This is a genomic window from Nitratireductor aquibiodomus (assembly GCF_900105565.1).
GTDB lineage: Bacteria > Pseudomonadota > Alphaproteobacteria > Rhizobiales > Rhizobiaceae > Nitratireductor > Nitratireductor aquibiodomus.
Window position 1 is genome coordinate 396200 of the sequence record NZ_FNSL01000001.1, and the last position, 24600, is coordinate 420799.

Below are 24600 nucleotides of genomic sequence, written 5' to 3' on the forward strand. Positions count from 1 at the left end.
GGCATCCTGTACTGTTCAAGACTGGAACGCCTCGTTTCCGGTAATTTTGATGAGTGGGGATATCTCGCGATCATGAACGAGATTTCGATGCCCGGGGGAGATGCGGGCGCATGAATTTTTCGATTGTCGCGCGCCGCATGACGGTCCGTCGCTTATCATCCGGTATCGCCATTGCCGCATGCGCGGCACTGCTTTCGGCATGCAATTCGACGACACCGAAGGTGGCCGTCAGCAAAAGCAAATCCAAAGAGTATTTCGCCGAATCCGAATATGGCGTGAAGGCCAGCCCGCGGGTCGCGACAAAAACATCGAACCTGCGCCGGGGCGGTGGACGCTATCAGGTCGGAAAGCCTTACCAGATCAAGGGAAAGTGGTATCGCCCCAAGGAAGACCCCGACTATGAAAAGGTCGGTGCGGCATCATGGTACGGCGATGCGTTTCACGGCCGGCTGACCGCCAATGGCGAAATCTACGACATGACGCATCTGACGGCGGCGCATCCGACCATGCCACTGCCGAGTTACGCGCGCGTCACCAATATGGACAATGGCAATTCGGTTCTGGTGCGCGTGAACGACCGTGGTCCCTTTGCGCACAATCGCATCATCGATCTTTCAAAGCGCGCCGCACAGCTTCTCGATTATCAGAGCGCCGGCGTGGCCGAGGTGAAGGTCGAATATGTGGGGCCTGCTCCGCTGGAAGGCCGCGATGACGAATATCTGATGGCCTCCTACCGGCCGGGCGGCGCGGCCCCCGATCCTTCCGACGGCCTGCCGACCGGTGTGATGGTGGCGATGAACGGCCCGACACCGACCGCCACCCTCCCGGGCGTGAGGGCTGCGGATGCCTTCGCCAGCCAGCCAGGCCTGACGCCGCCCCAGCCGGTTGCCGCATCGGCAACGTTTGAACTGCCGGCATCCGGTCCGATTATCCCTGACCGTCCGCGTACGCTGCCGCTCGAGGGTGTCCCGCAGGATGTGGCCGCACTCTCCTATGCCGATCAGCGTATCAGCGCTGCAGCGGGTGCATTTGACAGCGTTCTGCAGGGCGCAGACCCCCGTTCGCAGGACGTTGCGCGCTGGTGGCGCAGGCAAAACGGAGGGGCGCTGCCGGGGCCCGTCGCAGAGCCGGACACTTTCGTGAGTGTCGGCACCTGGACGGTGAAAGCAGAAGCCGAGACGCGGGCTCGCGAACTGGACTCATATGGCAAAACGCGTATCGAAACCGTATCCGACGAAGCCGGTGTGGTTCACTACGCGCTGTCGGTAACGCCGGATGCACAATCCCGGATAGACGAACTGCTGCAGGCCGCGTGGGCAACGGGTGCCGGGGACGCTTTCATCGTTCGTTAGATCGCCCTGCGTCCATCCGGACGCACAAAGAACGATCTAGAGTATGGATGGAGCATCGGAACAGTCCGAAAACCGGATTCCGCTTTTCCGCCCGATGCGTCAGCCGGCGGCTAACTGCGCCGCAACGGTTGATTTTCACGCTCTCATACCGCTAGATTCAGGGAGATTTCCTGCGCTTGGGGGCGTTGATTTGTTTGCCGCGTTCAAAAAGACACTGTTTTTAGCCTGCTGCGTGCTGCTTCTGGGAAGCCAGGCGGCCATGGCTCAACTCTTCGAAACCCGGGCAAAGCAGGCGTTTCTCGTTGAAGCTGAAACGGGCACGGTGCTTTTCTCCAAAAATCCCGAGGAGCGCATTCCGCCAGCCTCGCTGGCGAAACTGATGACGATGGAGGTCGTCTTCAATGCGATCAAGAGCGGGCGGCTCTCCCTGAGTGACGAGTTCTATGTCAGCGAGCATGCCTGGCGCACCGGCGGGGCTGTTTCTGGAACATCCACCATGTTCGCGGAGATCAAGTCCTCCGTGCCTCTTGAAGCGCTGATACAGGGCGTGATCGTGCAATCCGCCAATGACGGCTGTATCATCATCGCGGAGGGCATGGCGGGTTCTGAAGAGAACTTCGCCCAGTTGATGACCGAGCGGGCGCGCAAAATCGGCCTGACGGATTCCGAGTTTGTCAACGCCACGGGCCTGCCCGCCGAGGGGCAGCACGTCACCATGCGGGACCTCGTCACGCTGGCAATGCATCTGCAGAAGGAATACCCCGAGTTCTACAAATATTACGCGCAGGAAGCTTTCACCTGGAACAAGATCCTGCAGCGCAACCGAAACCCGCTTTTGCGCATGAACATTGGCGCCGAAGGCCTCAAGACCGGATATACAGAGGCTTCCGGCTACGCCATTGTGGGGGCGGTGAACCGCAACGGCCGCCGCCTCTTTGCAGCGATGAGCGGACTGTCGAGCGAGAGCGAACGGGCCGAGGAGGCCCGCAAGCTGCTGGACTGGGGTATTCGCGCTTTTGAGAAGATCGAACTTTTTGAAGCCGGCGAAACGGTTGGCCGGGTGTCGGTTTTCGGAGGTGACAGGGCAGAGCTTGCCGTGCGGGCTGACGGACCGATCGCGATCTTTCGCCCGATCACCAATGCCGATCGGCTGCGCGCGCGCATCGTCTATCAGGGACCGATTCCGGCTCCCGTGGAGGAGGGCATGCAGGTCGGCACGCTGAAAGTGTGGATCGGCGACACGCTGAGCCAGGAAACGCCTCTCTACGCCGCTGAAAGCGTGAAGGAGGGTGGCCTGCCAGACCGGGCACTGGACGCAATGGGCGAGTTGCTGATCGGCTGGCTGCGAAAATACCGTTCCTGAGACGTACACCTGCATCAAACAGCAGTTTACAGAACACATATCTGCATAGACCTTCGTGAAACGAAGGCCTGGATCGCCGTGCATCTATCCGGACGCACAAAGAACGATCCAGGCCATTGATGCAGCATCGGAATAATCCGAAAACCGGATTCCACTTTTCGGTCCGATGCCATAGATCGCCGTGCGTCCATCCGGACGCACAAAGGACGATCTAGAATAATAGTGGAGCATCGGAATAACCCGGAAACCGGATTCCACTTTTCGGTCCGATGCTTTAAGTAGGTTGCGTCCGGCAATGACGCCGCACAAAAGGTGAAAAAGGAATAAGGTCTCTTGTCTCGCGGTTTCTTCATCACATTCGAGGGAGGCGAGGGGGCTGGAAAATCGACTCAGATCACGCAACTGGCGGCCAGCCTGCGTGATCAGGGACACGACGTGATCATCACGCGTGAGCCTGGTGGCTCTTCGGGAGCCGAAGCCGTCCGGCATGTTCTCCTTTCAGGCGCTGCGGAGCCGTTTGGACCGGCGATGGAGGCGATCCTTTTTGCAGCCGCACGTTCCGACCACGTAGAGCAGGTGATCCGCCCGGCGATCGAGCGGGGAGCGGTCGTTCTGTGCGACCGATTTCTGGATTCCTCGCGCGTCTATCAGGGCGTCACGGGCAATCTCGATGACGACTTCATGCGCGAGCTCGAGCGTGTCACCGTGAACGGCATGGTGCCGGACCTGACCGTCATCCTCGATATCGATCCTGAAGAGGGGCTGCGCCGGGCCAGCGCACGGCGCGGCACCGACGCGCCGGACCGTTTTGAAAAAGAGGCGCTGGCAACGCACCGCCGCCGTAGAAAAGCATTTCTCGAAATCGCCCGGGCGGAACCGGGGCGCTGTGTGGTCGTTGACGCATCCATGCCGGCAGACAGGGTCACCGCAGCCATTCAGCGCGCCGTCGAACAGGCCATGGTCAGGGAACAGACCGGGCGCGAACGGAGGCAGGCCTGATGCTTGAGCGGACGGCGCCCGAGCGCTTCGATACACTGCCGGACATACCCGAGCCTTCGGAAAACCCGATTCTGGTCGGGCATCAGCGGGTGGCCGACATGCTGGCCGGAGCCTACCAGGCCGGGAAACTTCATCATGGCCTTCTATTTGCGGGTCCGCCCGGTATAGGCAAGGCGACGCTCGCCTTTCACCTTGCCAATCATCTATTCTCCCACCCGCAGGCGGAGAGCGCGCCTTCCCGGTTTTCCGCTCCGGACCCCAAAGGACAGGCCTTTCGCCTGATCGCGCAGGACGCGCATCCCTCGCTGCTGCACCTGACGCGCCCCTTCGTGGAACGGGACAAGAAATTCAAGACCGTGATTACGGTGGATGAAATCCGCCGTATCCAGCGGTTTCTCTCCCTGACCACGCATGATGGCGGTTACCGGGTCGTGATTGTCGATCCGGCCGACGATCTGAATGTCAGCGCCGCCAACGCGCTGCTCAAAAGCCTCGAAGAACCGCCGCCGCGCACGGTGTTCATTCTGATAGCCCATTCGCCCGGGCGGCTTCTGCCGACCATCCGTTCGCGCTGCCAGATCGTTCGGCTTCAACCACTCGACGCGCCCGACCTCGCAGGCCTGCTGCGCGAGTTCGGCGCGGCGGAGGCAGGCAGCGACGAAGAGATTGCGGCGCGCGCGCAGGGCAGCGTGCGCAATGCGATTCTCCTGTCGCAGTTTGGCGGCGCCGAAATCGCCGATGTTTTGCAGAAGCTGGTCGCGGAACGCAGTTTTGACGCCGCCGAAGCACTGCGTCTTGGCGAAGCGGTCAGCGGACGCGACCGGGACGTTCAGTTCTCGATCTTCAACCGCGCGGTTCTGGATATGATCAATCAGCACGCCACCGCGCGGGCCGAAGCAGGTGACACAAGGGGGGCTGCTGCGGCTGCTGACCTCTGGGACGAGATAAACACGGCAATCCGCGATGCGGAGACCTTCAACCTCGACCGCAAGCAGCATGCTGCAGGCATTGCCGCGAAGCTTAATGCCGCATTCAACGCCTGAAGACGCTGGTTGGGCTGGCATGCGCATGCGCGATGCGCTATCTGGGCGTCATCAAGCAATGTGTTTCCTGGACGTTCTTCCCAATGGCCCGCGACAAGTTTTACATCACCACGCCCATTTTTTATCCCAATGGCAAGCCGCATATCGGTCATGCCTATACGGTGATCGCGACGGATGCGATGGCACGCTTCCAGCGGCTTGACGGCAAGGACGTCTTCTTTCTGTCCGGTACCGACGAGCACGGACTGAAGATGCAGCAGACCGCCGACAAGGAAGGCATCACGCCGCAGGCGCTCGCAGACCGAAACACCGCCGTGTTCCGCGACATGATTGCCGCGCTGGGCGGCTCGAACGACCAGTTCATCCGCACCACCGAGGAGCGGCACCACCGCGCCTGCCAGGCCATCTGGCAGAAAATGGCCGACAATGGCGACATCTATCTGGACCGTTATTCGGGCTGGTATTCGGTGCGCCAGGAAGCCTATTTCGACGAAAGCGAAACGACAATCGGCGAGGATGGCGTGCGCCGTGAGCCGCTCGGCTCACCGGTGGAATGGAACGAGGAGGAAACCTATTTCTTCCGCCTCTCCGCCTATCAGGACAGGCTCCTTGCCCATTACGAGGCCAATCCGGACTTCATCGGTCCGGCCGAACGCCGCAACGAAGTGATGAGCTTCGTGCGCTCGGGCCTCAAAGACCTTTCCATCTCGCGCTCGACATTCAACTGGGGCGTTCCGGTGCCGGGCGACGAAAAGCATGTGATGTATGTGTGGGTCGACGCGCTCACCAACTACATCACCGCTGCCGGCTATCCCGACACGGATGCGCAGAGCTGGTCCTACTGGCCCGCCAACGTGCATGTGATCGGCAAGGACATCGTGCGCTTCCACGCGGTCTACTGGCCTGCATTCCTGATGTCGGCAGGGATCGAGCTGCCCAGGCGCGTCTTCGCGCACGGGTTCCTGTTCAACCGCGGAGAGAAGATGTCGAAGTCGGTCGGCAATGTGGTCGATCCCTTTGCGCTGATTGAGCATTACGGGCTCGATGCGGTGCGCTATTTCTTCCTGCGCGAAGTGCCTTTCGGGCAGGATGGCAGCTACAGCCATGATGCCATCGTCAACCGCACCAATGCGGATCTGGCCAACGATCTTGGGAACCTTGCACAGCGTTCCCTGTCGATGATCGCCAAGAATTGCGGCGGTCAGGTTCCCGAAAAGGGCACGCTTGATGCGGCCGATCAGGCAATTCTGACGCGTGCCGGCGAGGCCCTTGAAACGGCACGCACCGCCATGGAAACGCAGGCTCTGCACCAGGCGCTCGGCGCGATTTTCGGCGTCGTGGCCGAAGCGAACCGCTATTTCGCCGGGCAGGAACCCTGGGCGCTGAAAAAGACCGACCCGGCCCGCATGCAGACCGTGCTCTATACGACCGCCGAACTGGTGCGCCGTGTGGCCATTCTCTGCCAGCCCTTCATTCCGGGCTCTGCTGAAAAGCTGCTCGACCTGCTGGCCGTGGAAAAGGATGCCCGGTCCTTTGCGCATCTTGGCGAGGAGAATGCGCTCGTTTCCGGCAGCGCACTGCCGGCACCGCAGCCGGTCTTTCCACGCTATGTCGAGCCGAAAGCGGAAGGCGAAGGAGCCTGATAGGGATGCTGGTCGACAGCCACTGCCATCTGGATTTTCCCGATTTCGAGGAGGACCGGGCCGGTTTCATCGAGCGCGCGGGCGAAGCCGGTGTCGGGCTTATGGTCACCATCTCCACCCGTGTGCGTCAGTTCGACCGGATTCTGGCGATTGCCGAGGCACATGAGAACGTTTTCTGCTCTGTGGGCACCCATCCGCATAATGCGGATGAGGAGCTCGATGTGACATGCGATGAGCTCGTGCGCCTTGCCGGACACCCCAAGGTGGTGGCCATCGGCGAAGCGGGGCTCGACTACTTCTATGACAAGGCGCCGCGCGAGGCACAGGCGCAGGGTTTTCGCACGCATATCCAGGCCGCGCGCCAGACAGGTCTACCGCTCGTCATCCACGCCCGCAATGCCGATGACGACATGATCGCAATTCTCGAAGAAGAAACAGGGAAGGGGGCCTTCCCCTTCATTCTGCACTGTTTTTCCTCCGGTGCAGCACTGGCACAGGCCGGTGTCAAACTCGGCGGTTATGTTTCGTTCTCCGGCATTCTGACCTTCCGCAACTCGCAGGAACTGCGCGACATCGCGGAAACCGTGCCGCATGACCGGCTTCTGGTCGAGACGGATGCGCCATATCTCGCGCCCGTGCCAAAGCGCGGCAAGCGCAACGAACCGGCTTTCGTCGCACATACGGCACATGTTCTGGCGGAAACAATCGGGCTTTCCGATGAAGAGACGGCTGATCTGACGACAGAGAACTTCTTCCGTCTTTTCAGGAAAGTGCCACGGGATGCGGCGCGGTGAGCGATGTTCTGCGCCTGACGATCCTGGGATGCGGTTCTTCGCCAGGAACGCCGCGCATCACCGGTGACTGGGGAGCCTGCGACCCCGCCAATCCCAAAAACCGGCGACGGCGCTGCGCGGCACTGGTGGAACGCATCTCGGAAAATGGCGGGATAACGCGGGTCGTCATTGATACGGGACCGGACTTCCGCGAGCAGATGATCGCCGCCGGCGTTGACCGGCTGGATGCGGCTGTCTACACGCACCCCCATGCGGACCATATCCACGGCATTGACGATCTGCGCGGCTATGTCCTCAACCAGCGGCAGCTGATGGACATCTACGCGGACAAGCCGACGCTGGAACGTCTGAGAGAAGCTTTCGGCTATTGCTTCGAAACGCCGCCGGGCAGCAATTATCCGCCGATCCTGAAGGCGCATCCAATCAGCCACGAAGAGGCGTTTTCAATCGACGGCGCTGGCGGGCGACTTCTGTTTCAGCCGCTGCCTCAGATACATGGCGACATTCTTTCACTCGGTTATCGCATTGGCGGTCTGGCCTATTGTCCCGATGTCAGCGCATTTCCGGACGACACACCGGCACTGATATCGGGCGCGGACACGCTGATTATCGATGCGCTGCAATACCGGCCGCACCCAAGTCACTTTTCGCTCGGGGAAGCGCTGGAGTGGATCGAGCGACTGGCACCACGGCGCGCCGTGCTGACACACATGCACATACCGCTCGACTATGAAACCGTGCTGCGGGAGACGCCGGATCACGTGGAGCCGGCCTTTGACGGCATGGTGCTCGAATTGCCCATTGAGGAGGACACGGAATGAGCAAGAGCATCAAACGCGTACAGGCGGCCGCCGAAGCTGCCGGACTGGCAATCGAGGTCAAGCGGATGGGTGAATCGACCCGAACCGCCGAGGAAGCGGCCAGCCAGTGCGGCTGCAGTGTCGCGCAGATCGTCAAATCGTTGATCTTTCGGGGCGAGCAAAGCCAGAAGCTCTATCTGTTTCTGGTTTCCGGCAGCCGCCAGCTCGACACTGCCAAGGCATCGGCACTGGTCGGCGAAACCCTGAAGCGCGCCGACCCACGGCACATCCGCGACGTCACCGGGTTCGCCATTGGCGGCGTATCGCCACTCGGACAGCCCGACGAGGTCGCACGCTTTGGCGACGAGAGCCTGGCGGGCTTCGATCTTGTCTGGGCTGCGGCCGGCGCGCACGATGCCGTTTTCTCCGCCGAACCGGGCGCGCTTTTCACGGCGGCAGGTGTGCAGAAGGCCGATATTGCGGTGTAACCGGCAGAGGCAGCGCGCCCTGAGAAACCTTCTCCGTCAGTATCGATTAGTTCCATAATCTATCTTATGCGATCTTCTTATAGAGCCGGGTGGGTTACCGGATGGGTACAAGTTTGAAGTACGGCTTGCGTGAGATAACAATGACTTATCTCACGCGAGGAACAACGCAGGAAACGCACCTACTCCCATAATCAGCATGGATGAACACCGCTGGATCGGCTGCTCGCATGCTACGACGGTCCGCATCGACGTCAGTGCGGAAAAGTCCGGACGACGTCGCGTGCCGATTTCTGTTGAATGGCGATGATGGGCTGAACCGTAAGAAACCGCAGCCTCGAAAAAAGCAGGAACGACCTGCTCTGCCCTTCGTTACGCGCTCTCCTTCACCCTCAGGCGCATGCTACCGCCCATCGTCTCGCCCGGTGCGAGCCGCCGCAGGCCTCCGAAATCGGGATGATGGAAACCGTTGGCCGTGTGGCTCATGGGCTCGAAACACAGAAATGCAAAGTCCGGCGGCGGTGAAAAAAGCATGTAGCGCGAGAAGACGGGGTCGGTGTCGATGATCGCGCTGAGACCGTGTTCGGGCCAGACCAGACTGGCCCTGCAATCCCATCCCTCGAAACAATTGTTGAGCCCGTGATCCGGAAGGAGGCGCGGTTTTGAGAAATCCACCTTATCAGGCAGCGGTTCGTTTCGGTCTGGAACGTGGTAGTCGTCCTCCGTCCACCAGGATTGTGCGCGGGCCTGCAAGGTCATCCGGGGTGTCCGGGGGAAATATGGATGCAGACCAAGGCCAAACGGCATGGCGTGGCGCGCCCTGTTTTCCACCGCAATGGAGATTGTAAGCCGGCTGCCATCAAGCGCAAACCGCTGTGTCGCCCTGTAGGTGTAGGGTGACTGTGCATCGCCCTCACGCTGCATGTCGATGGCCACGGAATGTGCGGTACGCTCAGTGACGGTCCAGTCGCTCTTCCAGCCTTCGCCATGCAGGTAGAAGGGCGGCACGTCGTTGGGTTCAAACCTGTATGTGCGGCCTTCATAGTCAAAGGCATTTCCGCCGACCCGATTGGCAAAGGGCACCATCGGAAAGCAGGCCGTATCGGTCGGGCCAAACGCCCCCTCCTCCCCGGCGAACGGCCGCAGGATCGGATGCCCGTTGCGGTGGTATCCATCAAGAACCACACCAAAACGCGGAGACACGCGAACGCGCAGTTCCGTGCTTTCCAGTAAAACCGTTCCGTCTGTCATCGTTCCCCCAATCAGTCAGACCGGCCAAAGCAATACAACAAGCCGGCGCATGAAGCCATCGGCGGCGGATTTTGAAGCACGATCCTGAAAGGCCGGATCAGCGTTCACCGAGGCTCTGGCCGAACTGGGCCGTGATTGGCGCCAGGAAGTAACTGATGAGACGGCGCTCTCCGGTGATCGCGTCGACATTGCCGGTCATCCCGGGACGCAGAGCAAGACGGCCTGACGGCGATACCAGTGCATCGCTTTCAGGCTTCAAGCGCACAACAAATCCCCAGCGGCCGCTGGCCCCGAGTTCGATCGAATCGGTGGCGATGTCGGTGATAACGGCCATCACCGAACCAAATCGCTCGGCAGGATAGGCATCGAGCCGGATGCGCGCACTCTGTCCGACCTTGAGGAAGCCGCTGTCCTGATTGGAAAACAGCGCTTCAAATTCAAGCTCACTATCCCGCGGGACCACCCGCATGAGATCCTGCCCGGACTGAACCACACCGCCGATTGTCGATACCGCGAGTTGCTCGACCGTTCCCGATACCGGAGCTCTCAGCGTCGCTGCCGCGATCCGTTCGTCCAGTGCTCTGCGCTCCTGGCGCAACGCAGCCAGCCGGGCATCAATCTTGTCCCGTCGCTGCATGGCCCTGTTCTGGTTCGCGCTGAAGAGCCCTGCCCGCTCGGTTTCCAGAACGGACGCCTCAGCTTTCGTTTTGGCGATCTGGCGCTCGACCACATGTTTTTCCGCCTGCAGGTCGTCATAAGCCGCACGGACCTTGAGATACGCCTCCCTAGAGGAAATGCCACGCTCCATGAGCTTTTCTGCCGCCTGAAGCCGTTCCTCCTGAACCGCCAGCGCGGCGTCTGCCTGCTCAATCCGTTCAAGAAGGACATCCAGCGCCTTTCGGTTGACGTCGATGCGTGCATCCGCACCGGCCAGGCCGTCGGTAAAGTCGTTGAGTTCGACGGCAAGCAGGCGTGCCTGCACGGCCTCTTCATCGCCATCTTCGCCACCGGGCAGAAGGTCGCCCGCATCGAATTTTCGCGGCGGTGAGCCACCATCCCGCATTTCAGCAAGGCGCGAGAGAAAAGTGGCGAGCCGCATTGTCTCACGCTTGAGCCGGGCCTCTTCCTCAACCAGCGTTGCCTGCTTTGCCCCGGCTGCGGTGGCGTCGAGCGTCAGCAGCAGATCGCCTTTTTTCACACTTGCTCCGTCCCGCACGAGGATGCCAGTGATGGAGCCGGGATATTCGGCCTGCACCACCTGCACCCGATCAAGCGGCACGATCCGGACGGTGCCGCGGGCGGTCACCTCTACGCGCAGGATGCATGCAGCGATCAGGATGATGGCAAAAACAGCCATGCTGAACACCACGGTAACATGCAATGTCGGTGAAGAGCCGCCCGGTTCGTCAAGCATCCGCATGAGCAACTCCCGTACCAAAATCGATAATGTGATCCCGCTGCGAAAAAACGTCTGGCCGATGGGTGATGACGATGACCGTCATCTTTTCCCTGAGCCGCATCAGTTCCCCCACCATCCGGCCCTGCGCCACCTCATCAAGCGCGCTGGTCGGCTCGTCGAGTATGAGAACGGACGGGTTCTGGAGCACGGCGCGGGCGATGGCGATGCGCTGCCTCTGCCCGCCCGACAGGGCATTCCCCTGCTCTCCAACCGGCGTATCGAGCCCCAGCGGCAGCCGGTAAACGAGGTCATCCGCCGCCGCCACGACCAGCGCTTCGCGCAGCATCGCGTCGGTGGCTTCCGCACATCGAAGCTGAAGGTTCTCGCGCAGCGTTCCCGAAAAGAGATACGGATCCTGCGGGACATAGATGATCCGCGACCGGACGCTCTCCGGTTCGAATTCTGAAAGGTCCTCGCCACCGAAGCGGACGGTGCCCCCCTGCGGTACTTCCAGACCGGCAGCCAGGCGCCCGAATGTCGACTTTCCCACCCCCGACGGTCCGACCACGAGGGTGCATGAGTTCGGCGGAATGACGAGGTCGACCCCATCCAGGACCGGTCGTTGATCGACCGCATAGGTGAAGGAGACGGAGCGAAACTCCAGCCGGGGTTTAAGTTCGGCGGGGAGCCTGTTTTTCTCGCCGAAAGGCTCACGCGTGCTGCTCAGTATATCGCCCAGCCGCTGGCGCGAGACGCGAAGGTTCTGCCAGTCCTGCCACAGCTTCGAGAAGCCGGCGATGGGCGCGGCGATCTTCTCTGCAATTAATTGAAAGGCAATGAGCTGCCCGAGCGTGAGATCGCCGGCAAAGACCTGTTGCGCACCGACATAGATGACGCCGATGAAGACGCCCTTCTCGCACAGCATGGCCAGTTGGCCGCTGACGGCATTCATCGTGTAGACACGGCGCGAAGCCTGGAGGGTCTGGGAGAGTGTCTGGCGCAGACGCGACAGCATCGCGCCCTCCGCGGTGAGCGCCTTTACCGCAGTCATGCCGGACAGGTTTTCCACCAGCCGAGCCTGATGGCGCGAACCCGCATCGAACTGGGCGCGCAGGCGCCTTCGCAACACGGGTCCAAAACCCAGATAAAGAAGTGCCTGAAGCGGCAGCGCTACGGCCACGACCACGGTCAATTGCCCCGAGATCGACAGAAGAACCGCGACGTAGAGCACAGTAAAGAACAGATCCAGCGACGCACCGGTGGTCAATCCGATCAGGAAGGCGCGAATCGTATCCGTCTCGCCGATCCGGGACAGAGTTTCGCCCACAGGCCACCTTCGGAAGTGCTGCAGTGGCAGGCGGAAGAGATGATCGAACAGCCTTGTTCCCAGTTCCAGCGTCAGGCGGTTGGCGACAGAGATGCCCAGAAAGGCTGCGAGAAGGTTGAAACTGACCTGAAAGAGGTTTGCGCCCACCATGACGACCACCACGACGATCAGAGACGCTTCACGCTGGAACGGCAATATCCGGTCGATAACCACCTGAAAAACAAACGGCTCAAGGAGACCGATCATTCGAACGCAGACGGCCAGAAAGGTGAGCTCCGCATAGAGCGGGATATGTTTGCGCAGCGTCGTTGCGAACCAGGACAGTGGGACACCCTGATCGGCCGATGGAAGGCGTTTTGTCATGTGGAGACCTGCTGATCGGGTGTCCGGCAGTCGGGGCCCTGATGCGTTCAGGCCCCCGACCCCGTTCAGTGCAGACATCGCCGCGTCAGGCGATGTCTTCTATTGCGACTGAGGATCAGGCGACGGTGTCTTCGATCGCGCCGCCGATAATTCCGCCAACGGAGTTTCCGACGACACCACCGACTTCAGCCCCTGGCACGCTTCCGAAAAAACCGCCGACGGCTCCGCCGACAACCGAACCGATGGCCGCACCAATGGTGTGGCCCAGACCCTCGGTCCCTTCGCCGCCACCGCCGAAGCTCACGGGCGCATCAATGCTGACGGTATCAATCTGAAAATTTTCAAACATTTCCAATATCCCTATTTCAAATGTGCTTTTGAGTATGAAGCCGGATAACCGGCGGTTTGACCGGCGAATAATGTCCACCGGCATGCGCCCGATACAAAACGTGTCGAGGGCATTCGTTCCGGGCTACGGGAGACCTGCAAAATGCCTCAGGGCCCGGTTGTTCGGCTCACGCGGAACTCTTCCAGTACTTGACGGTTCGAAGAGCGCCATCGGTATGTCTGCGTACGCTGGTCGCGCGACGACCGGGAAAAATATTGCTTCTCAAATCGGCAATGATTTCGCGCGCAGTACCATAGGGAGCGATGAAGTCATTGAAGAACAGGCGGTCGCCGCATCTCCATTCGTGGAATGCGAGTGCGCGGCCGCTCTGCAAGATGGTTCGCTCGATGCCTTCATCCAGCAGCGCCCAGCTAACGAAGCCCGTGGGGATCCCGTCCGGCGTCAGATAAAACCGCGCTTGGCCAAGATGAAGAGGCGGCAGGATTTCCACGTCGAGATAACGCACTACGGAGAAGGCGCGATGGCTCTCGGAGCGCGCGAGAAGCTCCAGGACATAGCCAATGCCGGAATACAGATCGACGGCCGTCATTGCCTGATCCCCCGTGATGAAGCGGTTGGTTTCGTGTGCCGGAGCTCCATCGCGACCTGCGGACAATGGTTCCCAAGAGACGCGAGCATATCCGGAAGCCGTTGCCTGCACGCTATTCGGTGCTCAAGGTGGACTGTCTCGCCCTCCCCGTTGCACTGCCACAGCACATACCCCAGAGGCACCTGTTGACGGTCGAGCGCAAGGAAAACACTGCCGTCCTGCATGGACTGCAGCAGGCGGGCGTAGCGATCGCCAATCGAGTGATCGACGGCACCTGCATCAAGGTCCTGAAGATCGAGCAGTAGAAGGCCACCGATCTGGCGGTAAAGACTGGAGACGGTTCCGCCCGTATCCTGCATGCCGGGCAGAACGTAGCGCTGCGGCAGAATGCGCGGGCGATCGTGATAAGCTTTGAGGAGAGCTGGGGCCTTTTCGCCGCTCTTGAAGAACGCGGCGATTTTCTGTCTAGTCCATTCCTGACCAATCGATTGCGCCAGAAGACGTGCAATCGGGTAGTTCCATGCGTAATCGTAGGTGTCGCTTCCGCATTCCAGAGCGGTTCTCAGCAACTGTAGATCCGTACCGAGATAGCGAGAGTTGTCGGTTAACCAAGCAGTTTCCAGATGCGGCGATAATGCCGGTCGAGCCTGACGCACCCAGCCTAACAGAAGCTGCTCGCCGACAAACGCACAGACTTCACGGGATAATGGCGGCATGGTCGAGCGCCCGGAGCTGACAATCTGCAGGGCATGGGAAAACTCATGTGCGACCGTGAGAATGTCCGAAGCTGTTCCGCGGTAGGGACAACTCACAAAGGGCAATGTCTTTCGCCCGCGGGCGCCCCGGGCGCCCCGATCGTACGTGAAGGCACGGCCATCCCTGCCCTGCTGCACTTCAAAACTTCTCGGCACCCGCGTCTGCACGAACCGAATCAACCGAGACAGTTCGGGAATACCCGCAGTAAGCGCCTGTGCTGCCATCTCCCACGCTGCCTCACCGCTTGTTTCCGGAGGCACGCTGCGACCTGATGCCCCGGCGCCCGTCAGAAAAACCGGAATTGCATCATCACTCAGGTTTCGCCTGAGGAAGGCATCATCAACACGATTGGTTCTTAACCACTCAGAAAAAATATCAGCCATGAGGAAAAGATATGATCAATATTCGTTTGTAAATTAAAAGTGAGATGCTGTTTACAGCAAATTGATCGGGAGAGATTGTGATTTTTTATGAAATAAAGGCGCCTTTTATATTAGTACCGGACGCGAAATATCATGAAAAGGCGTGCATCTTGCCGATCCGACTTCGCCGTCCGACGCAGTTTCGCGGCTTTCCCCGCTGCGCCTCAATGTCCGCCATGAGACGTGTGATTGTGCTTGCGTCCCCGGTTTCGTTGCATATATACGGGCACACTCCTGAATGATCAGGTTGAGCATCTGCTGGTTGGAGAGGACGCCATGTCTCAAGACGCCCTTTTCCAATTGGGGATGGATTCAGTTGTACTGAACACCGCCCAAAAGGAAGAAAGCATCACCGCGCAGCCCGCATCTGCGGCTTGCGACGACAAGGATCACTTTATCGAGAAGGACGGCGTTCTTTGCGCCGGTTCGCATCTCATCGTGGATCTGTTCGAGGCCGAGCGCCTGGACGATCTGCCTTACATTCAAAAGACGCTGATCGACTGTGTGAACGCAGCCGGCGCCACTCTTTTGCATATCCATCTGCACCCATTCGAGCCGAATGGCGGGATAAGCGGCGTTGCCGTTCTGGCCGAAAGCCATATCTCGATCCATTCCTGGCCCGAGCGGCAATATGCGGCGCTGGACATTTTTATGTGCGGCGACGCACAGCCGGAACGCTGCATCGATGTGCTGAAGGAAGCATTCGCGCCCGGCCGGATGGACGTGAACGAGCTGCTTCGGGGACGAAACGCGTGAGCGGGCGCAAGACCATCTCGGAAACCTTGCATGACGGCGTCGGCATGGTTTTCGATGCCGAGGATGTGCTTTACGAAGAGGGAACGGGACATCATCAGCTCACGCTGATCCGAAACCCTGTCTTCGGCAAGGTTCTGGTGCTCGATGGTGCTGTGCAGGTTACCAGTCGTGACGAGTTCATCTATCATGAGATGCTTGCGCACGTGCCGCTTGCCGCGCACGAAAGCCCCGCCGATGTGCTGATCATCGGCGGCGGCGATTGCGGCCTCGCGGAGGAGGTGCTGAAGCACAGGCGTGTCGGCACCCTCACCCAGGTGGAGATCGACGCGTCCGTCCTTGACTTCTCACGCGAGCATTTTGCCGACTTCAACGCACCCGTTTTCGACGACCCGCGTTTCAGGGTCGAGATCGCCGACGGGGCGGTTTTTGCTGCGGAAACAGACAGGCGATTCGATGTCATTCTCGTCGATTCAACGGATCCCACCGGCCCCGGCGCGGTTTTGTTTACGACCGAGTTCTACGGGAGTCTGAAACGCATCCTGCGCCCGGGCGGCATCGTGGTTTCGCAGAATGGCGTCCCTTTTCTGCAGCCCGACGAGTTTTCGAAGGCCATGAAGGGGCTGTCCTCGGTGTTTGGGACTGCTACCTGTTACCTCGTCTCCGTCCCCACCTATTTCGGCGGGCACATGACGCTCGGCTGGTCGACTGACAATCCCGCCTCTCTCGCAGTCAGCGAGGAGACGCTTGCAGAACGTATGTCGGGAATTGAAACACGGTACTACACGCCTGCCCACCACAGGGCAGCCTTCGCCCTTCCGCGTTTCATCGAAACGCTGCTGGAGAACGCCGTGAAGCCTTGAGATATGGGCCCAAGGGCCCATTTCCGCTTCTCACTCCATCTGCCACCGGCAGTCTCATCCGGAAGTCCGCATTCCACCTTTCCGCCGGTTTCTCTATGCCTGCTGACCGGAGAAGAACGGCACGCTGGAGGCAAGTTCCGCGTCCAGCTCTTGTGCCCTGCGATAGGCGGGCCTCGTTTCCACCCGCGCCAGATAATCCTTGAAGACAGGCTTTTCGGGCAGAGCGCGCAGGATGTTCATGGTGTAATTGATCCCGGATGCGAGCTGTGTATCGGCAGCGGTGAAACGCGCGCCTGCCGCATAGGAATTGTTTGCAAGCCGCAGTTCGACGTAAGCCAGCATGTCGGCGAAGGTGCCAAACGGGTATTCGTTGCTCTCATATTTCAGCCCCTGCACATGTGCGCAGATGGCAGGATCAAAAACGGCATCACAATAGACCAGAGCCGCCAGATAGGCCGCCCGATCCGCGTCATTGACCGCGGGTGCCAGTCCAGCCTGCGAATACCGGTCGGCAAGATAGATGGTGATGGCGGCGCGTTCGGTCACCACCTGTCCGTCATGGACAATGGCCGGAACTTTCTTGCTGGGCTGAATGGAACGATAGCTCTCCGGCACACCGCCGCGAGCGCGAATGTCGATCATCTCCAGTTCATAGGGAACCCGCAACTCCTCCAGGAGCCAGAGGATGCTTGATGAGCGCGACCAGGGTGCATGATAGAAAGTCAACATCGGGTTTTCTCCTACTCGATGCCGCACTCTATCAAGCCCCTCCTGACAGGATACCGTCAGCATGCTCCGGTATTCATCCCCGCAGATGCAAAAAGGCGGCCGAAGCCGCCTTTTCCGAGAATGTGAATACCGTCAAGATCAGTTCGGCAGCTTGTCGTCGATGCCCTTGATATAGAAGTTCATGCTCAGGACTTCGCCGTCCGGTGCAACCTGGCCTTCCTCGAGCCAAAGCGTGCCATCCTGCTTGTAGACAGGGCCGGTGAACGGGTTGAAGTTTTCATCCTTGATTTTGGCCTCGATGGCCTCGGCAGCCGCCTTCACATCGTCGGGCATGTTCGTGTAGGGCGCCATGACGACGTGGCCGTCCTTCATGCCACCCCAGACATCCTGCTGCTCCCACGTACCGTCCATCACGGCCTGGACGCGCTCGATGTAATACGGCCCCCAGTCATCGACGATGGATGTCAGCTGGGTCTCAGGCGCGAACTTGATCATGTCGGAGGCCTGGCCGAAACCCTTGATGCCGCGATCGGCAGCGACCTGCAGCGGCGCCGTGGAATCGGTGTGCTGCGTGATGATGTCGACGCCCTGATCAAGCAGCGCCTTGGCTGCGTCGGCTTCCTTGCCGGCGTCAAACCAGGTGTTGGCCCAGACGATCTTGACCTGGAAATCCGGATTGACCGACTGCGCGCCGAGCATGAAGGCGTTGATGCCCATCACCACTTCGGGAATCGGGAAGGAGGCGATATAGCCGGCCACGCCCTTCTCCGACATTTTTGCAGCGATCACGCCTTGCACATAGCGGCCTTCGTGAAAGCGCGAATTGAAGGTTGCCACATTGGGGTGATCGCGCTTGAAGCCGGTTGCGTGCTCGAACTTGATGTCGGGGAACTTCGCGGCGACCTTCTGCACCGGATCCATGAAGCCGAACGAGGTGGCGAAGATGATGTCGCACCCCGAGCGGGCAAAACGCTCCAGCGCGCGCTCGGCATCCGCCCCTTCCGGGACGCTTTCGAGATAGGCCGTTTCGACCTTGTCGCCAAAATGCTCCTCGACATCGAGCAGGCCCTGATGATGCTGGTAGGAATAGCCGAAATCGCCAATGGGGCCGACATAGATCCAGCAGGCCTTGGTCTTGTCCTGCGCCGCGGCGGGCGCCGCACCGTAGGCGATGGCCGCAGCGCCTGCGGCAAGAGCCATAACGAGTTTCTTCATTGTTGACGTCCTCTCTGTTGACTGAGTGCGGGGCTTATCTGGCAGGCACAAAGGGCCGGCCGAGGCATGCGGGCGTGTTGACCATCGTCAGGCGCCGGTTTCGCGAGATTAGTACAAGAACGGCGATGGTCGCCAGATAGGGCAATGCGGACAGGAACTGTGAAGGCACGGAAACACCGATCACCTGTGCATGCAGCTGGCCGATTGAGACGGCGCCGAAGAGATAGGCTCCGGCCAGAACGCGCCACGGTCGCCACGATGCGAACACCACCAGCGCCAGCGCGATCCAGCCACGGCCGGCTGTCATGTTCTCGATCCATTGCGGCGTATAGACGAGCGAAAGATACGCGCCCGCGAGCCCGGCGCACGCACCGCCGAAGACGACCGCCGCATAGCGTACGGCGATGACCCTGATGCCGAGCGCATGGGCGGAATCGTGATTGTCCCCCACCGACCGCAGCGTAAGACCCGCACGGGTGCTGAAGAGAAAATAGCTGACGCCGATGACCAGCAGGATCGAAATATAAAAGAGCGGGGCCTGCGCGAAGAGAAAGCGGCCGACCACGGGCAGATCGGACAGGACCGGAATGACAAGCGGTGTCATCCTGACACCGGGCAAACCGATGAATGCCTCGCCGATCATGCCGGAAACACCAAGCCCCAACAGCGTCAGCGCCAGGCCGGTCGCAACCTGATTGGTCACGAGCGAGAGTGTCAGGAACCCGAAGAGGAGGGCGAAGGCTGCGCCAACCAGAACGGCCGCGAACACGCCGAGCCAGGGGGAACCGGTAGTTATGGCGACGCCGAACCCTGTCACGGCGCCCATCACCATCATCCCCTCGACGCCGAGATTGAGAACGCCGGAACGCTCCACCACCAACTCGCCCATTGCGGCGATCAAAAGCGGTGTTGCCGCTGTGGCAATGGTGATCAGAACGGATTCAAGCATGTTTCGCGGCCTCCCCGCCCCGCAAGGCGCGTCCGGCGAGCCGGACCCGGTAGTGGATCAGCGTGTCGCAGCCGAGCACGAAGAAAAGCAGCATGCCCTGAAATGCACGGGCGGCCTTGTCGGATAGCCCGAGTGAAATCTGCGCGGCCTCGCCGCCAAGATAGGAGAGCGCGAGCACGAAGCCTGCCGCCACGATGCCCAGCGGATTGAGTCGCCCAAGGAAGGCGACGATGATTGCGGTGAACCCGTAGCCGGGTGAGATGGAGGGCTGGAGCTGACCGATCGCACCTGCGACCTCGGAGATGCCGGCAAGGCCGGCAAGGCCGCCGGAGATGAGAAAGGCCATCATGACCATGCGCGACGAGCTGAAGCCGGCAAACCGCCCTGCCCTTGGACTTTGGCCCAGGACGCGGATTTCAAATCCCTTGCGGGTCTTGCGCAGGACGAACCACAGGATCAGGGCCGCAAGAACGGCAAAGACGATGCCCCAGTTGGCCCTGCCGGCCGAAGGCATCAGTTCGGGCAGAATGGCGAAAGCGTGAAAATCGCGCGTCTCGGGGAAGTTCATTCCGCCCGGATCGCGCCATGGACCGCGCACGATCCAGTCCAGAAAGAGCTGCGCCACATAGACCAGCATAAGGCTTGTCAGAATCTCGTTGGTGTTGAAACGGGCCTTGAGGAAGGCGGGCACGGCCGCATAGGCAGCGCCGCCCGCCATGCCCATGGCGAGCATCAGGGGCAGAACGAGCCAGTTCTGAAAATCGGGAAACACCACGGGCAGGATGCTGCCAGCTATTGCGCCGGCTATGAACTGCCCCTCGGCACCGATGTTCCAGTTGTTGGACAGGAAACAGACCGACAGGCCGACGGCGATCAGGATCAGTGGTGCCGCCTTGATCGCGAGCTCATGGAGCGACCATGTCTCGCGCAGCGGATCGATGAAATAGTAGTAGAGCGCATCGAGCGGGTTCTTGCCGAGAATGGAGAACATGATCGCGCCGGCAATCATGGTAAGCACCAGGGCGATCAGCGGCGAGATGGCGCTGAAGAGAACGGAGTGCTGCGGACGCTTGACGAGTTCCAGTCGCATCATGCGGTCTCCGCGCTTTCGGGCCGTTCGGGTTCGGCGCCACCCATCAGCAGGCCGATTTTTTCAAAACTTGCCTCGCCAATCGGCATCGGCGCCGAAAGTCGTCCGTCATGCATGACGGCCACGGAATCGCAGATTTCAAACAGTTCATCCAGATCCTGACTGATGACCAGAACCGCCGAGCCCGAGCGCGCCAGGTCGATCAGGGCCTGCCGGATGCGCGCGGCGGCCCCCGCATCGACGCCCCAGGTGGGCTGGTTCACCACCATCACTGCGGGCTGGCGATCGAGCTCGCGGCCGATGATGAACTTCTGCAGATTGCCGCCCGACAGGGCGGAGGCTTCTGGATCCTCGCCACTTTTTCGAACGTCCATTATCTTGACGATGCGGGAAGCGGCCTTCGCCAGCGCGCCCGAACGCACGGTGCCGAGCGCCCCGACGAGAGCGCCCGCATCGGTGATATGACGCGACAGGAAGAGATTCTCTGAAAGTCGCATCTGCGGCGCCGCGCCATGACCAAGGCGCTCTTCAGGCACGAAGGCGGCGCCCAGCAGGCGACGACCGGAAATGCCGGTTCGCCCCGCATCCCTGCCGCGAATGCGGATGGCACCCGCCTGTTCCTGAAGCACTTCCCCAGACAGGGCTTCGAACAGTTCTCCCTGTCCATTGCCCGCCACGCCGGCAATGCCCATGACCTCGCCGGCGCGCACCGAAAGGCTGATCCCTCGAAGCGGCATGGCGAACGGGTTTGCGGCGGGCCGTTTTAGCGCCGTGATTTCCAGCAGCGCCTCGCCGCCGGTATCAACGCTGCCGGTACGCCTGACTGCATCGACGTCATCGCCGACCATCATGCGGGCAAGCGAGGCGGCAGTCTCCTGCCGTGGATCGCAATGCGAAACCACCCTGCCGTGGCGCAGAACGGTTGCACGGTCGCAAAGCCTTTTCACCTCTTCCAGCCGGTGGGAGATGTAGAGGATCGATTTGCCCTCGTCGCGCAGGGTTTCCAGCGTCTCGAAGAGTTTGTCCGCCTCCTGCGGGGTCAGAACCGACGTCGGCTCGTCGAGAATGATCAGATCCGGTTTTTGCAGCAGGCAACGGATGATCTCGATCCGCTGACGCTCTCCGACCGAAAGGTCGCCTACATGGGCAAAGGGATCGAGCGGCAGGCCATAGGCCTTTGACAAATCGCGTGCGCGTTCGGCCACCTGCAGGATCGGCGTATTGTCGTCCAGCGACAGCATGATGTTTTCAGCCGCGGTCAAGGCTTCAAACAGCGAGAAATGCTGGAAAACCATGCCGATGCCGAGACGACGGGCCTCGCCCGGCGACTGGATGGACACCGGCTTTCCCTTCCAGCGAATGTCGCCCGCGGCCGGTTCGAGCGCACCGAAGAGCATCTTGACCAGTGTCGACTTGCCGGCGCCGTTCTCACCGAGGAGTGCATGAATCTCGCCCTTACCAATCGAAAGGTCGATCGCGTCGCACGCCTTCAGGGCGCCAAATATCTTTGTCAGCCCGCGAACTTCCAGAAGTTCGCTGCCCTTGCCTTCGTGTGCTTGATCCACGCCGGCTCCCATTTCGGACATTTTTATTTTGTTCCCAACTCGATCATAGGCAGACGGCTTTGTCGTTAATTAGAGCCGCTTTGCTTGAAAGAGCTTCAAACGCGACGGCCCCTTTACTCATTACGCCCTTTGCCCAGATTCGGCCAAGCCTGCATGATGCCCCCGATCACAAAGAGATAAACGCCGGTGGCGCCGATGCCGATCCGAACCAGCGGATGCGCATCGAGATGCTGAACAAGACCAAGAACGCCGAATGCGCACCAGGCAAAGAAGATGGTCAGATTGAGCGCGCGCAGTCGCTGCACGCGCACCGGATGGAGGAAAAAGACGGGCAGAAAGGTCGTCACAGCCGAGATGAGAACAACGGCGAACGCGACATATTCACCCGGCTCCACCACGAACAGGGTGAAGACCACCATGTTCCAGACCACGGGAAAACCTTTGAAGAAATTCTCCCGGGTCTTCATGCCGGTATCGGCATAATAGATCGCGCTGGTAACGACGATGATCGCCGCCGACAGGAAGGAAAGCCCCTCGCCCATGAATCCGCTCTGGTAGAGCGCGAACGCGGGAATGAGGACATAGGTGACATAGTCGATGATGTTGTCGAGCATGTCGCCCGACCAGGTGGGCAGAACCTGCTTTACATCGAGCCTGCGCGCAATCGGCCCGTCGATCCCGTCGACGAACAGCGCGAAGCCGAGCCACCAGAACATGGCAACCCACCGCCCTTCGCTGGCAGCGACCAGCGACAGAAAAGCGAGAAAGGATCCGGATGCCGTCAAAAGGTGAACGGAAAACGCTTTGGCCTGCGGGGCCGTGACTTTTTTAGTCTTCATGCTCTGTGCCCAGGTCCTGACCCCAGAGCGCTTTCGCTTTTCGTAAATCGCAAAAAACGCTCTATCCTCTTGTTTTTGCGCAATTCCGAACGGAAAACCGGTTCCCGCTTTTCCTGAAATTGCTTTAAGGTCCTCGCCAGTCGAGCGGGCATATCTCTGCCGACCGCCCGGCAAAATTCCAGTTGCGGCCAAAGGCGCGCATGCGGCTCTTCTCGGATCGGGCAACGGTAATCTCCGGCGCGATCCAGTATTGCGAATTGGTGATGACCGTGTCGCCGTCGGCATCCTTACCTGCGATCGGCGTAATGGCGCCGTCGATGATTTTCGGAATCTGGAAAATGCGGGTCTTCCCGTCGGTTTCATAGTGAACCGGCGCCCGCTGAATGCCCAGAAACTGCCCCACGAGAATGGAGAGAAGCCCCGTCGTCCCGCCGGCCTTGCCGGAAAATATCTTGCCGATGGCTTTTTCCGCATAGATCGACGCGCGTTCATCCAGGAAGATGCCCGCTGTCCAGTTGCCACGGCTCATATAGCCCGGAATCTCCATGACAAGTCCGAGATTGAGGCCGGAAAGGTCCGTCTCGCCGTAGTGCCCCTGGTCTATCCGAAACCCGGCCCAGGTCTGGCAGTATCCCTCGGTGGGCGGATGGTTGCCCAACGAAAGCACGCAGGGGCAGAACACGGTGCAATTGCACGACAGTACCAGCTCGCCTTTCAGCGCCCAGTCTTTCTTTCCCATGGCATCGGCCCCTCTTCTAAAGTGAGATTACAAGAAGCGTAAGCGCCCACACAAGAAGGAGCGCGCCCGAAACGCGTGTGAAAACGCGGCTATGACCAGATTTCTCGACCAGCGTGAACACGCCGAGAAGCGCCATCCAGAATACATTCATGAGGCCAACGGCCAACATGACCAGCATAAGCGCCCAGCAACAGCCGAGGCACCAGAGCCCCTGCTGCAGGCCGAGCCGGTAGATTGTGGCAGGGCGTGTGCTCCAGCGGCCAAAAAGGGTGGCAAAGGGATTGCGGCACTTGACGAGGCAGGCCTCTTTCAAGGCGGAGAACTGATAAAATCCGGCAATGGCGAGAACAATTGCGCCGGCATGGCCCGTCCAGGGAGACAGGAAAGTTTCGCCATTGAAGCTTCGGAAGACACCGAGTGCCAATGCTGCGAAACCGAACGATGCCGCCAGCCAGACGGAGAGATACCCGGCCACGAGAATGACGGGATGCACCACGCTTTCACCCTTTCGGGCGGCGGTATCGGCAATCTCGCAATAGGTGCGGACCAACGGCGCAGCCGACGGCAGCATCATGGCAACCGCCATCAGGAACCACATGAAGGCGAGAAGAAAGAAGGCCGTCCAGCCGTTGCCGGCGCCGACCGGAGCAAGGCAGAGGGACAAAAAAGTCTCGAAGGAAGCCGGCAATGCGATGTCGGGAATGTGTTCAAGCAAGGCCGCCCCCGGCCCGGCCGCCCGCGGGTCGACGGCGGCGATCCTCACGCCCATGAGTGCGAGAACGGCCCAGGACGCTGCAATGGCCAGACAAAGCGCAGACAGCGAAAGCGGATAAGCCAGACGTGCCATGCGGTGCACGGTGCGCCCGGAACCCGCCAGAGCAGTCAGATCGTCATCCTTGCAACTCACATCCGAACCTCATCCA

The 24600-nt window shown here is 60.4% G+C and carries 24 protein-coding genes; 10 read left to right on the forward strand and 14 right to left on the reverse strand.

The window, feature by feature from the left end:
- Positions 1–110 precede the first annotated feature (110 nt).
- The 8 genes from BLW55_RS01885 to BLW55_RS01920 all read left to right on the forward strand — a co-directional run bounded on the left by BLW55_RS01885 (position 111) and on the right by BLW55_RS01920 (position 8482).
- Positions 111–1352, forward strand: a complete 1242-nt coding sequence (locus tag BLW55_RS01885) for a septal ring lytic transglycosylase RlpA family protein (protein ID WP_090326352.1) — start codon at positions 111–113, stop codon at positions 1350–1352.
- A gap of 259 nt (positions 1353–1611) precedes the next feature.
- On the forward strand, positions 1612–2715 hold the full coding sequence (locus BLW55_RS01890) for a D-alanyl-D-alanine carboxypeptidase family protein (protein ID WP_052017416.1): 1104 nt from the start codon (positions 1612–1614) through the stop codon (positions 2713–2715).
- 333 nt (positions 2716–3048) lie between these two features.
- Positions 3049–3714, forward strand: coding sequence for a dTMP kinase (tmk, locus tag BLW55_RS01895; RefSeq protein WP_007009860.1), 666 nt, complete (start codon positions 3049–3051; stop codon positions 3712–3714).
- Positions 3714–4757: a DNA polymerase III subunit delta' gene (locus BLW55_RS01900; RefSeq protein ID WP_090326357.1), complete on the forward strand. Its 1044-nt coding sequence runs from the start codon at positions 3714–3716 to the stop codon at positions 4755–4757. Before tmk ends, BLW55_RS01900 begins: the two co-directional genes overlap by 1 nt.
- A gap of 83 nt (positions 4758–4840) precedes the next feature.
- The gene (metG, locus tag BLW55_RS01905) at positions 4841–6400 is read left to right on the forward strand and encodes a methionine--tRNA ligase (RefSeq protein WP_090329856.1); all 1560 of its coding nucleotides are present in this window, start codon (positions 4841–4843) and stop codon (positions 6398–6400) included.
- A 5-nt stretch (positions 6401–6405) separates the two neighbouring features.
- Entirely contained in the window at positions 6406–7194 is a 789-nt protein-coding gene (locus BLW55_RS01910; RefSeq protein WP_007009863.1) for a TatD family hydrolase, read from the forward strand.
- A complete protein-coding gene (locus BLW55_RS01915; RefSeq protein WP_007009864.1) occupies positions 7191–8015 on the forward strand; it encodes an MBL fold metallo-hydrolase in 825 nt (274 codons plus the stop codon). The genes BLW55_RS01910 and BLW55_RS01915 overlap by 4 nt, the downstream gene beginning before the upstream one ends.
- Complete coding sequence (locus BLW55_RS01920) at positions 8012–8482, forward strand: YbaK/EbsC family protein (RefSeq protein ID WP_090326360.1); 471 nt, start codon at positions 8012–8014, stop codon at positions 8480–8482. Before BLW55_RS01915 ends, BLW55_RS01920 begins: the two co-directional genes overlap by 4 nt.
- A 369-nt stretch (positions 8483–8851) precedes the next feature.
- Here the strand turns inward: BLW55_RS01920 and BLW55_RS01925 are convergent, their stop codons facing one another.
- The 6 genes from BLW55_RS01925 to BLW55_RS01950 all read right to left on the reverse strand — a co-directional run bounded on the left by BLW55_RS01925 (position 8852) and on the right by BLW55_RS01950 (position 14896).
- Positions 8852–9730 carry an aldose 1-epimerase gene (locus tag BLW55_RS01925; protein WP_090326362.1) on the reverse strand — a complete coding sequence of 293 codons (879 nt, stop codon included), beginning with the start codon at positions 9728–9730 and terminating at the stop codon, positions 8852–8854.
- A gap of 97 nt (positions 9731–9827) precedes the next feature.
- Positions 9828–11150: an HlyD family type I secretion periplasmic adaptor subunit gene (locus tag BLW55_RS01930; protein ID WP_090326364.1), complete on the reverse strand. Its 1323-nt coding sequence runs from the start codon at positions 11148–11150 to the stop codon at positions 9828–9830.
- Positions 11137–12819 (reverse strand): peptidase domain-containing ABC transporter, encoded by a 1683-nt coding sequence (locus BLW55_RS01935; protein ID WP_090326365.1) that lies wholly within the window; start codon positions 12817–12819, stop codon positions 11137–11139. Before BLW55_RS01935 ends, BLW55_RS01930 begins: the two co-directional genes overlap by 14 nt.
- Positions 12820–12934: 115 nt before the next feature.
- Positions 12935–13246 carry a hypothetical protein gene (locus BLW55_RS01940; RefSeq protein ID WP_244508965.1) on the reverse strand — a complete coding sequence of 104 codons (312 nt, stop codon included), beginning with the start codon at positions 13244–13246 and terminating at the stop codon, positions 12935–12937.
- An 88-nt stretch (positions 13247–13334) separates the two neighbouring features.
- Positions 13335–13757, reverse strand: coding sequence for a toxin-activating lysine-acyltransferase (locus BLW55_RS01945; RefSeq protein WP_244508966.1), 423 nt, complete (start codon positions 13755–13757; stop codon positions 13335–13337).
- On the reverse strand, positions 13754–14896 hold the full coding sequence (locus BLW55_RS01950; RefSeq protein WP_143038412.1) for a hypothetical protein: 1143 nt from the start codon (positions 14894–14896) through the stop codon (positions 13754–13756). The genes BLW55_RS01945 and BLW55_RS01950 overlap by 4 nt, the downstream gene beginning before the upstream one ends.
- Positions 14897–15211: 315 nt before the next feature.
- On the opposite strand from BLW55_RS01950, the gene speD reads away from it, so the two are divergent.
- Together speD and speE are read left to right on the forward strand one after the other, a co-directional pair.
- Positions 15212–15691 (forward strand): adenosylmethionine decarboxylase, encoded by a 480-nt coding sequence (speD, locus tag BLW55_RS01955; RefSeq protein WP_025029422.1) that lies wholly within the window; start codon positions 15212–15214, stop codon positions 15689–15691.
- Entirely contained in the window at positions 15688–16551 is an 864-nt protein-coding gene (gene speE / locus BLW55_RS01960; RefSeq protein ID WP_090326377.1) for a polyamine aminopropyltransferase, read from the forward strand. The genes speD and speE overlap by 4 nt, the downstream gene beginning before the upstream one ends.
- A 93-nt stretch (positions 16552–16644) precedes the next feature.
- Here the strand turns inward: speE and BLW55_RS01965 are convergent, their stop codons facing one another.
- The 8 genes from BLW55_RS01965 to BLW55_RS02000 all read right to left on the reverse strand — a co-directional run bounded on the left by BLW55_RS01965 (position 16645) and on the right by BLW55_RS02000 (position 24584).
- Positions 16645–17280, reverse strand: a complete 636-nt coding sequence (locus tag BLW55_RS01965) for a glutathione S-transferase family protein (RefSeq protein ID WP_025029424.1) — start codon at positions 17278–17280, stop codon at positions 16645–16647.
- Between the two features lie 138 nt (positions 17281–17418).
- Positions 17419–18495, reverse strand: a complete 1077-nt coding sequence (locus tag BLW55_RS01970) for a BMP family ABC transporter substrate-binding protein (RefSeq protein WP_090326378.1) — start codon at positions 18493–18495, stop codon at positions 17419–17421.
- 34 nt (positions 18496–18529) lie between these two features.
- Entirely contained in the window at positions 18530–19444 is a 915-nt protein-coding gene (locus BLW55_RS01975) for an ABC transporter permease (protein ID WP_007009877.1), read from the reverse strand.
- The gene (locus BLW55_RS01980; protein WP_007009878.1) at positions 19437–20534 is read right to left on the reverse strand and encodes an ABC transporter permease; all 1098 of its coding nucleotides are present in this window, start codon (positions 20532–20534) and stop codon (positions 19437–19439) included. Before BLW55_RS01980 ends, BLW55_RS01975 begins: the two co-directional genes overlap by 8 nt.
- Positions 20534–22111, reverse strand: coding sequence for an ABC transporter ATP-binding protein (locus BLW55_RS01985; RefSeq protein WP_090329857.1), 1578 nt, complete (start codon positions 22109–22111; stop codon positions 20534–20536). Before BLW55_RS01985 ends, BLW55_RS01980 begins: the two co-directional genes overlap by 1 nt.
- Before the next feature lie 101 nt (positions 22112–22212).
- Positions 22213–22938 (reverse strand): phosphatidylcholine synthase, encoded by a 726-nt coding sequence (gene pcsA, locus BLW55_RS01990; protein ID WP_177175003.1) that lies wholly within the window; start codon positions 22936–22938, stop codon positions 22213–22215.
- A 124-nt stretch (positions 22939–23062) separates the two neighbouring features.
- Entirely contained in the window at positions 23063–23677 is a 615-nt protein-coding gene (locus BLW55_RS01995) for a DUF1326 domain-containing protein (RefSeq protein WP_090326381.1), read from the reverse strand.
- Positions 23678–23693: 16 nt separating this feature from the next.
- Positions 23694–24584, reverse strand: a complete 891-nt coding sequence (locus tag BLW55_RS02000) for a DUF2182 domain-containing protein (protein WP_090326384.1) — start codon at positions 24582–24584, stop codon at positions 23694–23696.
- Between the last annotated feature and the right edge of the window lie 16 nt (positions 24585–24600).

What these genes read in the sequence shown, in the direction of transcription:
- BLW55_RS01885 (WP_090326352.1), top strand. Translation starts at nt 111, where the DNA reads ATGAATTTTTCGATTGTCGCGCGCCGCATGACGGTCCGTCGCTTATCA.
- BLW55_RS01890 (WP_052017416.1), top strand. Translation starts at nt 1,612, where the DNA reads ATGGCTCAACTCTTCGAAACCCGGGCAAAGCAGGCGTTTCTCGTTGAA.
- BLW55_RS01900 (WP_090326357.1), top strand. Translation starts at nt 3,714, where the DNA reads ATGCTTGAGCGGACGGCGCCCGAGCGCTTCGATACACTGCCGGACATA.
- metG (WP_090329856.1), top strand. Translation starts at nt 4,841, where the DNA reads ATGGCCCGCGACAAGTTTTACATCACCACGCCCATTTTTTATCCCAAT.
- BLW55_RS01910 (WP_007009863.1), top strand. Translation starts at nt 6,406, where the DNA reads ATGCTGGTCGACAGCCACTGCCATCTGGATTTTCCCGATTTCGAGGAG.
- BLW55_RS01920 (WP_090326360.1), top strand. Translation starts at nt 8,012, where the DNA reads ATGAGCAAGAGCATCAAACGCGTACAGGCGGCCGCCGAAGCTGCCGGA.
- BLW55_RS01925 (WP_090326362.1), bottom strand. Translation starts at nt 9,730, where the DNA reads ATGACAGACGGAACGGTTTTACTGGAAAGCACGGAACTGCGCGTTCGC.
- BLW55_RS01930 (WP_090326364.1), bottom strand. Translation starts at nt 11,150, where the DNA reads ATGCGGATGCTTGACGAACCGGGCGGCTCTTCACCGACATTGCATGTT.
- BLW55_RS01935 (WP_090326365.1), bottom strand. Translation starts at nt 12,819, where the DNA reads ATGACAAAACGCCTTCCATCGGCCGATCAGGGTGTCCCACTGTCCTGG.
- BLW55_RS01945 (WP_244508966.1), bottom strand. Translation starts at nt 13,757, where the DNA reads ATGACGGCCGTCGATCTGTATTCCGGCATTGGCTATGTCCTGGAGCTT.
- BLW55_RS01950 (WP_143038412.1), bottom strand. Translation starts at nt 14,896, where the DNA reads ATGGCTGATATTTTTTCTGAGTGGTTAAGAACCAATCGTGTTGATGAT.
- speD (WP_025029422.1), top strand. Translation starts at nt 15,212, where the DNA reads ATGTCTCAAGACGCCCTTTTCCAATTGGGGATGGATTCAGTTGTACTG.
- BLW55_RS01965 (WP_025029424.1), bottom strand. Translation starts at nt 17,280, where the DNA reads ATGTTGACTTTCTATCATGCACCCTGGTCGCGCTCATCAAGCATCCTC.
- BLW55_RS01970 (WP_090326378.1), bottom strand. Translation starts at nt 18,495, where the DNA reads ATGAAGAAACTCGTTATGGCTCTTGCCGCAGGCGCTGCGGCCATCGCC.
- BLW55_RS01975 (WP_007009877.1), bottom strand. Translation starts at nt 19,444, where the DNA reads ATGCTTGAATCCGTTCTGATCACCATTGCCACAGCGGCAACACCGCTT.
- BLW55_RS01980 (WP_007009878.1), bottom strand. Translation starts at nt 20,534, where the DNA reads ATGCGACTGGAACTCGTCAAGCGTCCGCAGCACTCCGTTCTCTTCAGC.
- BLW55_RS01985 (WP_090329857.1), bottom strand. Translation starts at nt 22,111, where the DNA reads ATGGGAGCCGGCGTGGATCAAGCACACGAAGGCAAGGGCAGCGAACTT.
- pcsA (WP_177175003.1), bottom strand. Translation starts at nt 22,938, where the DNA reads ATGAAGACTAAAAAAGTCACGGCCCCGCAGGCCAAAGCGTTTTCCGTT.
- BLW55_RS01995 (WP_090326381.1), bottom strand. Translation starts at nt 23,677, where the DNA reads ATGGGAAAGAAAGACTGGGCGCTGAAAGGCGAGCTGGTACTGTCGTGC.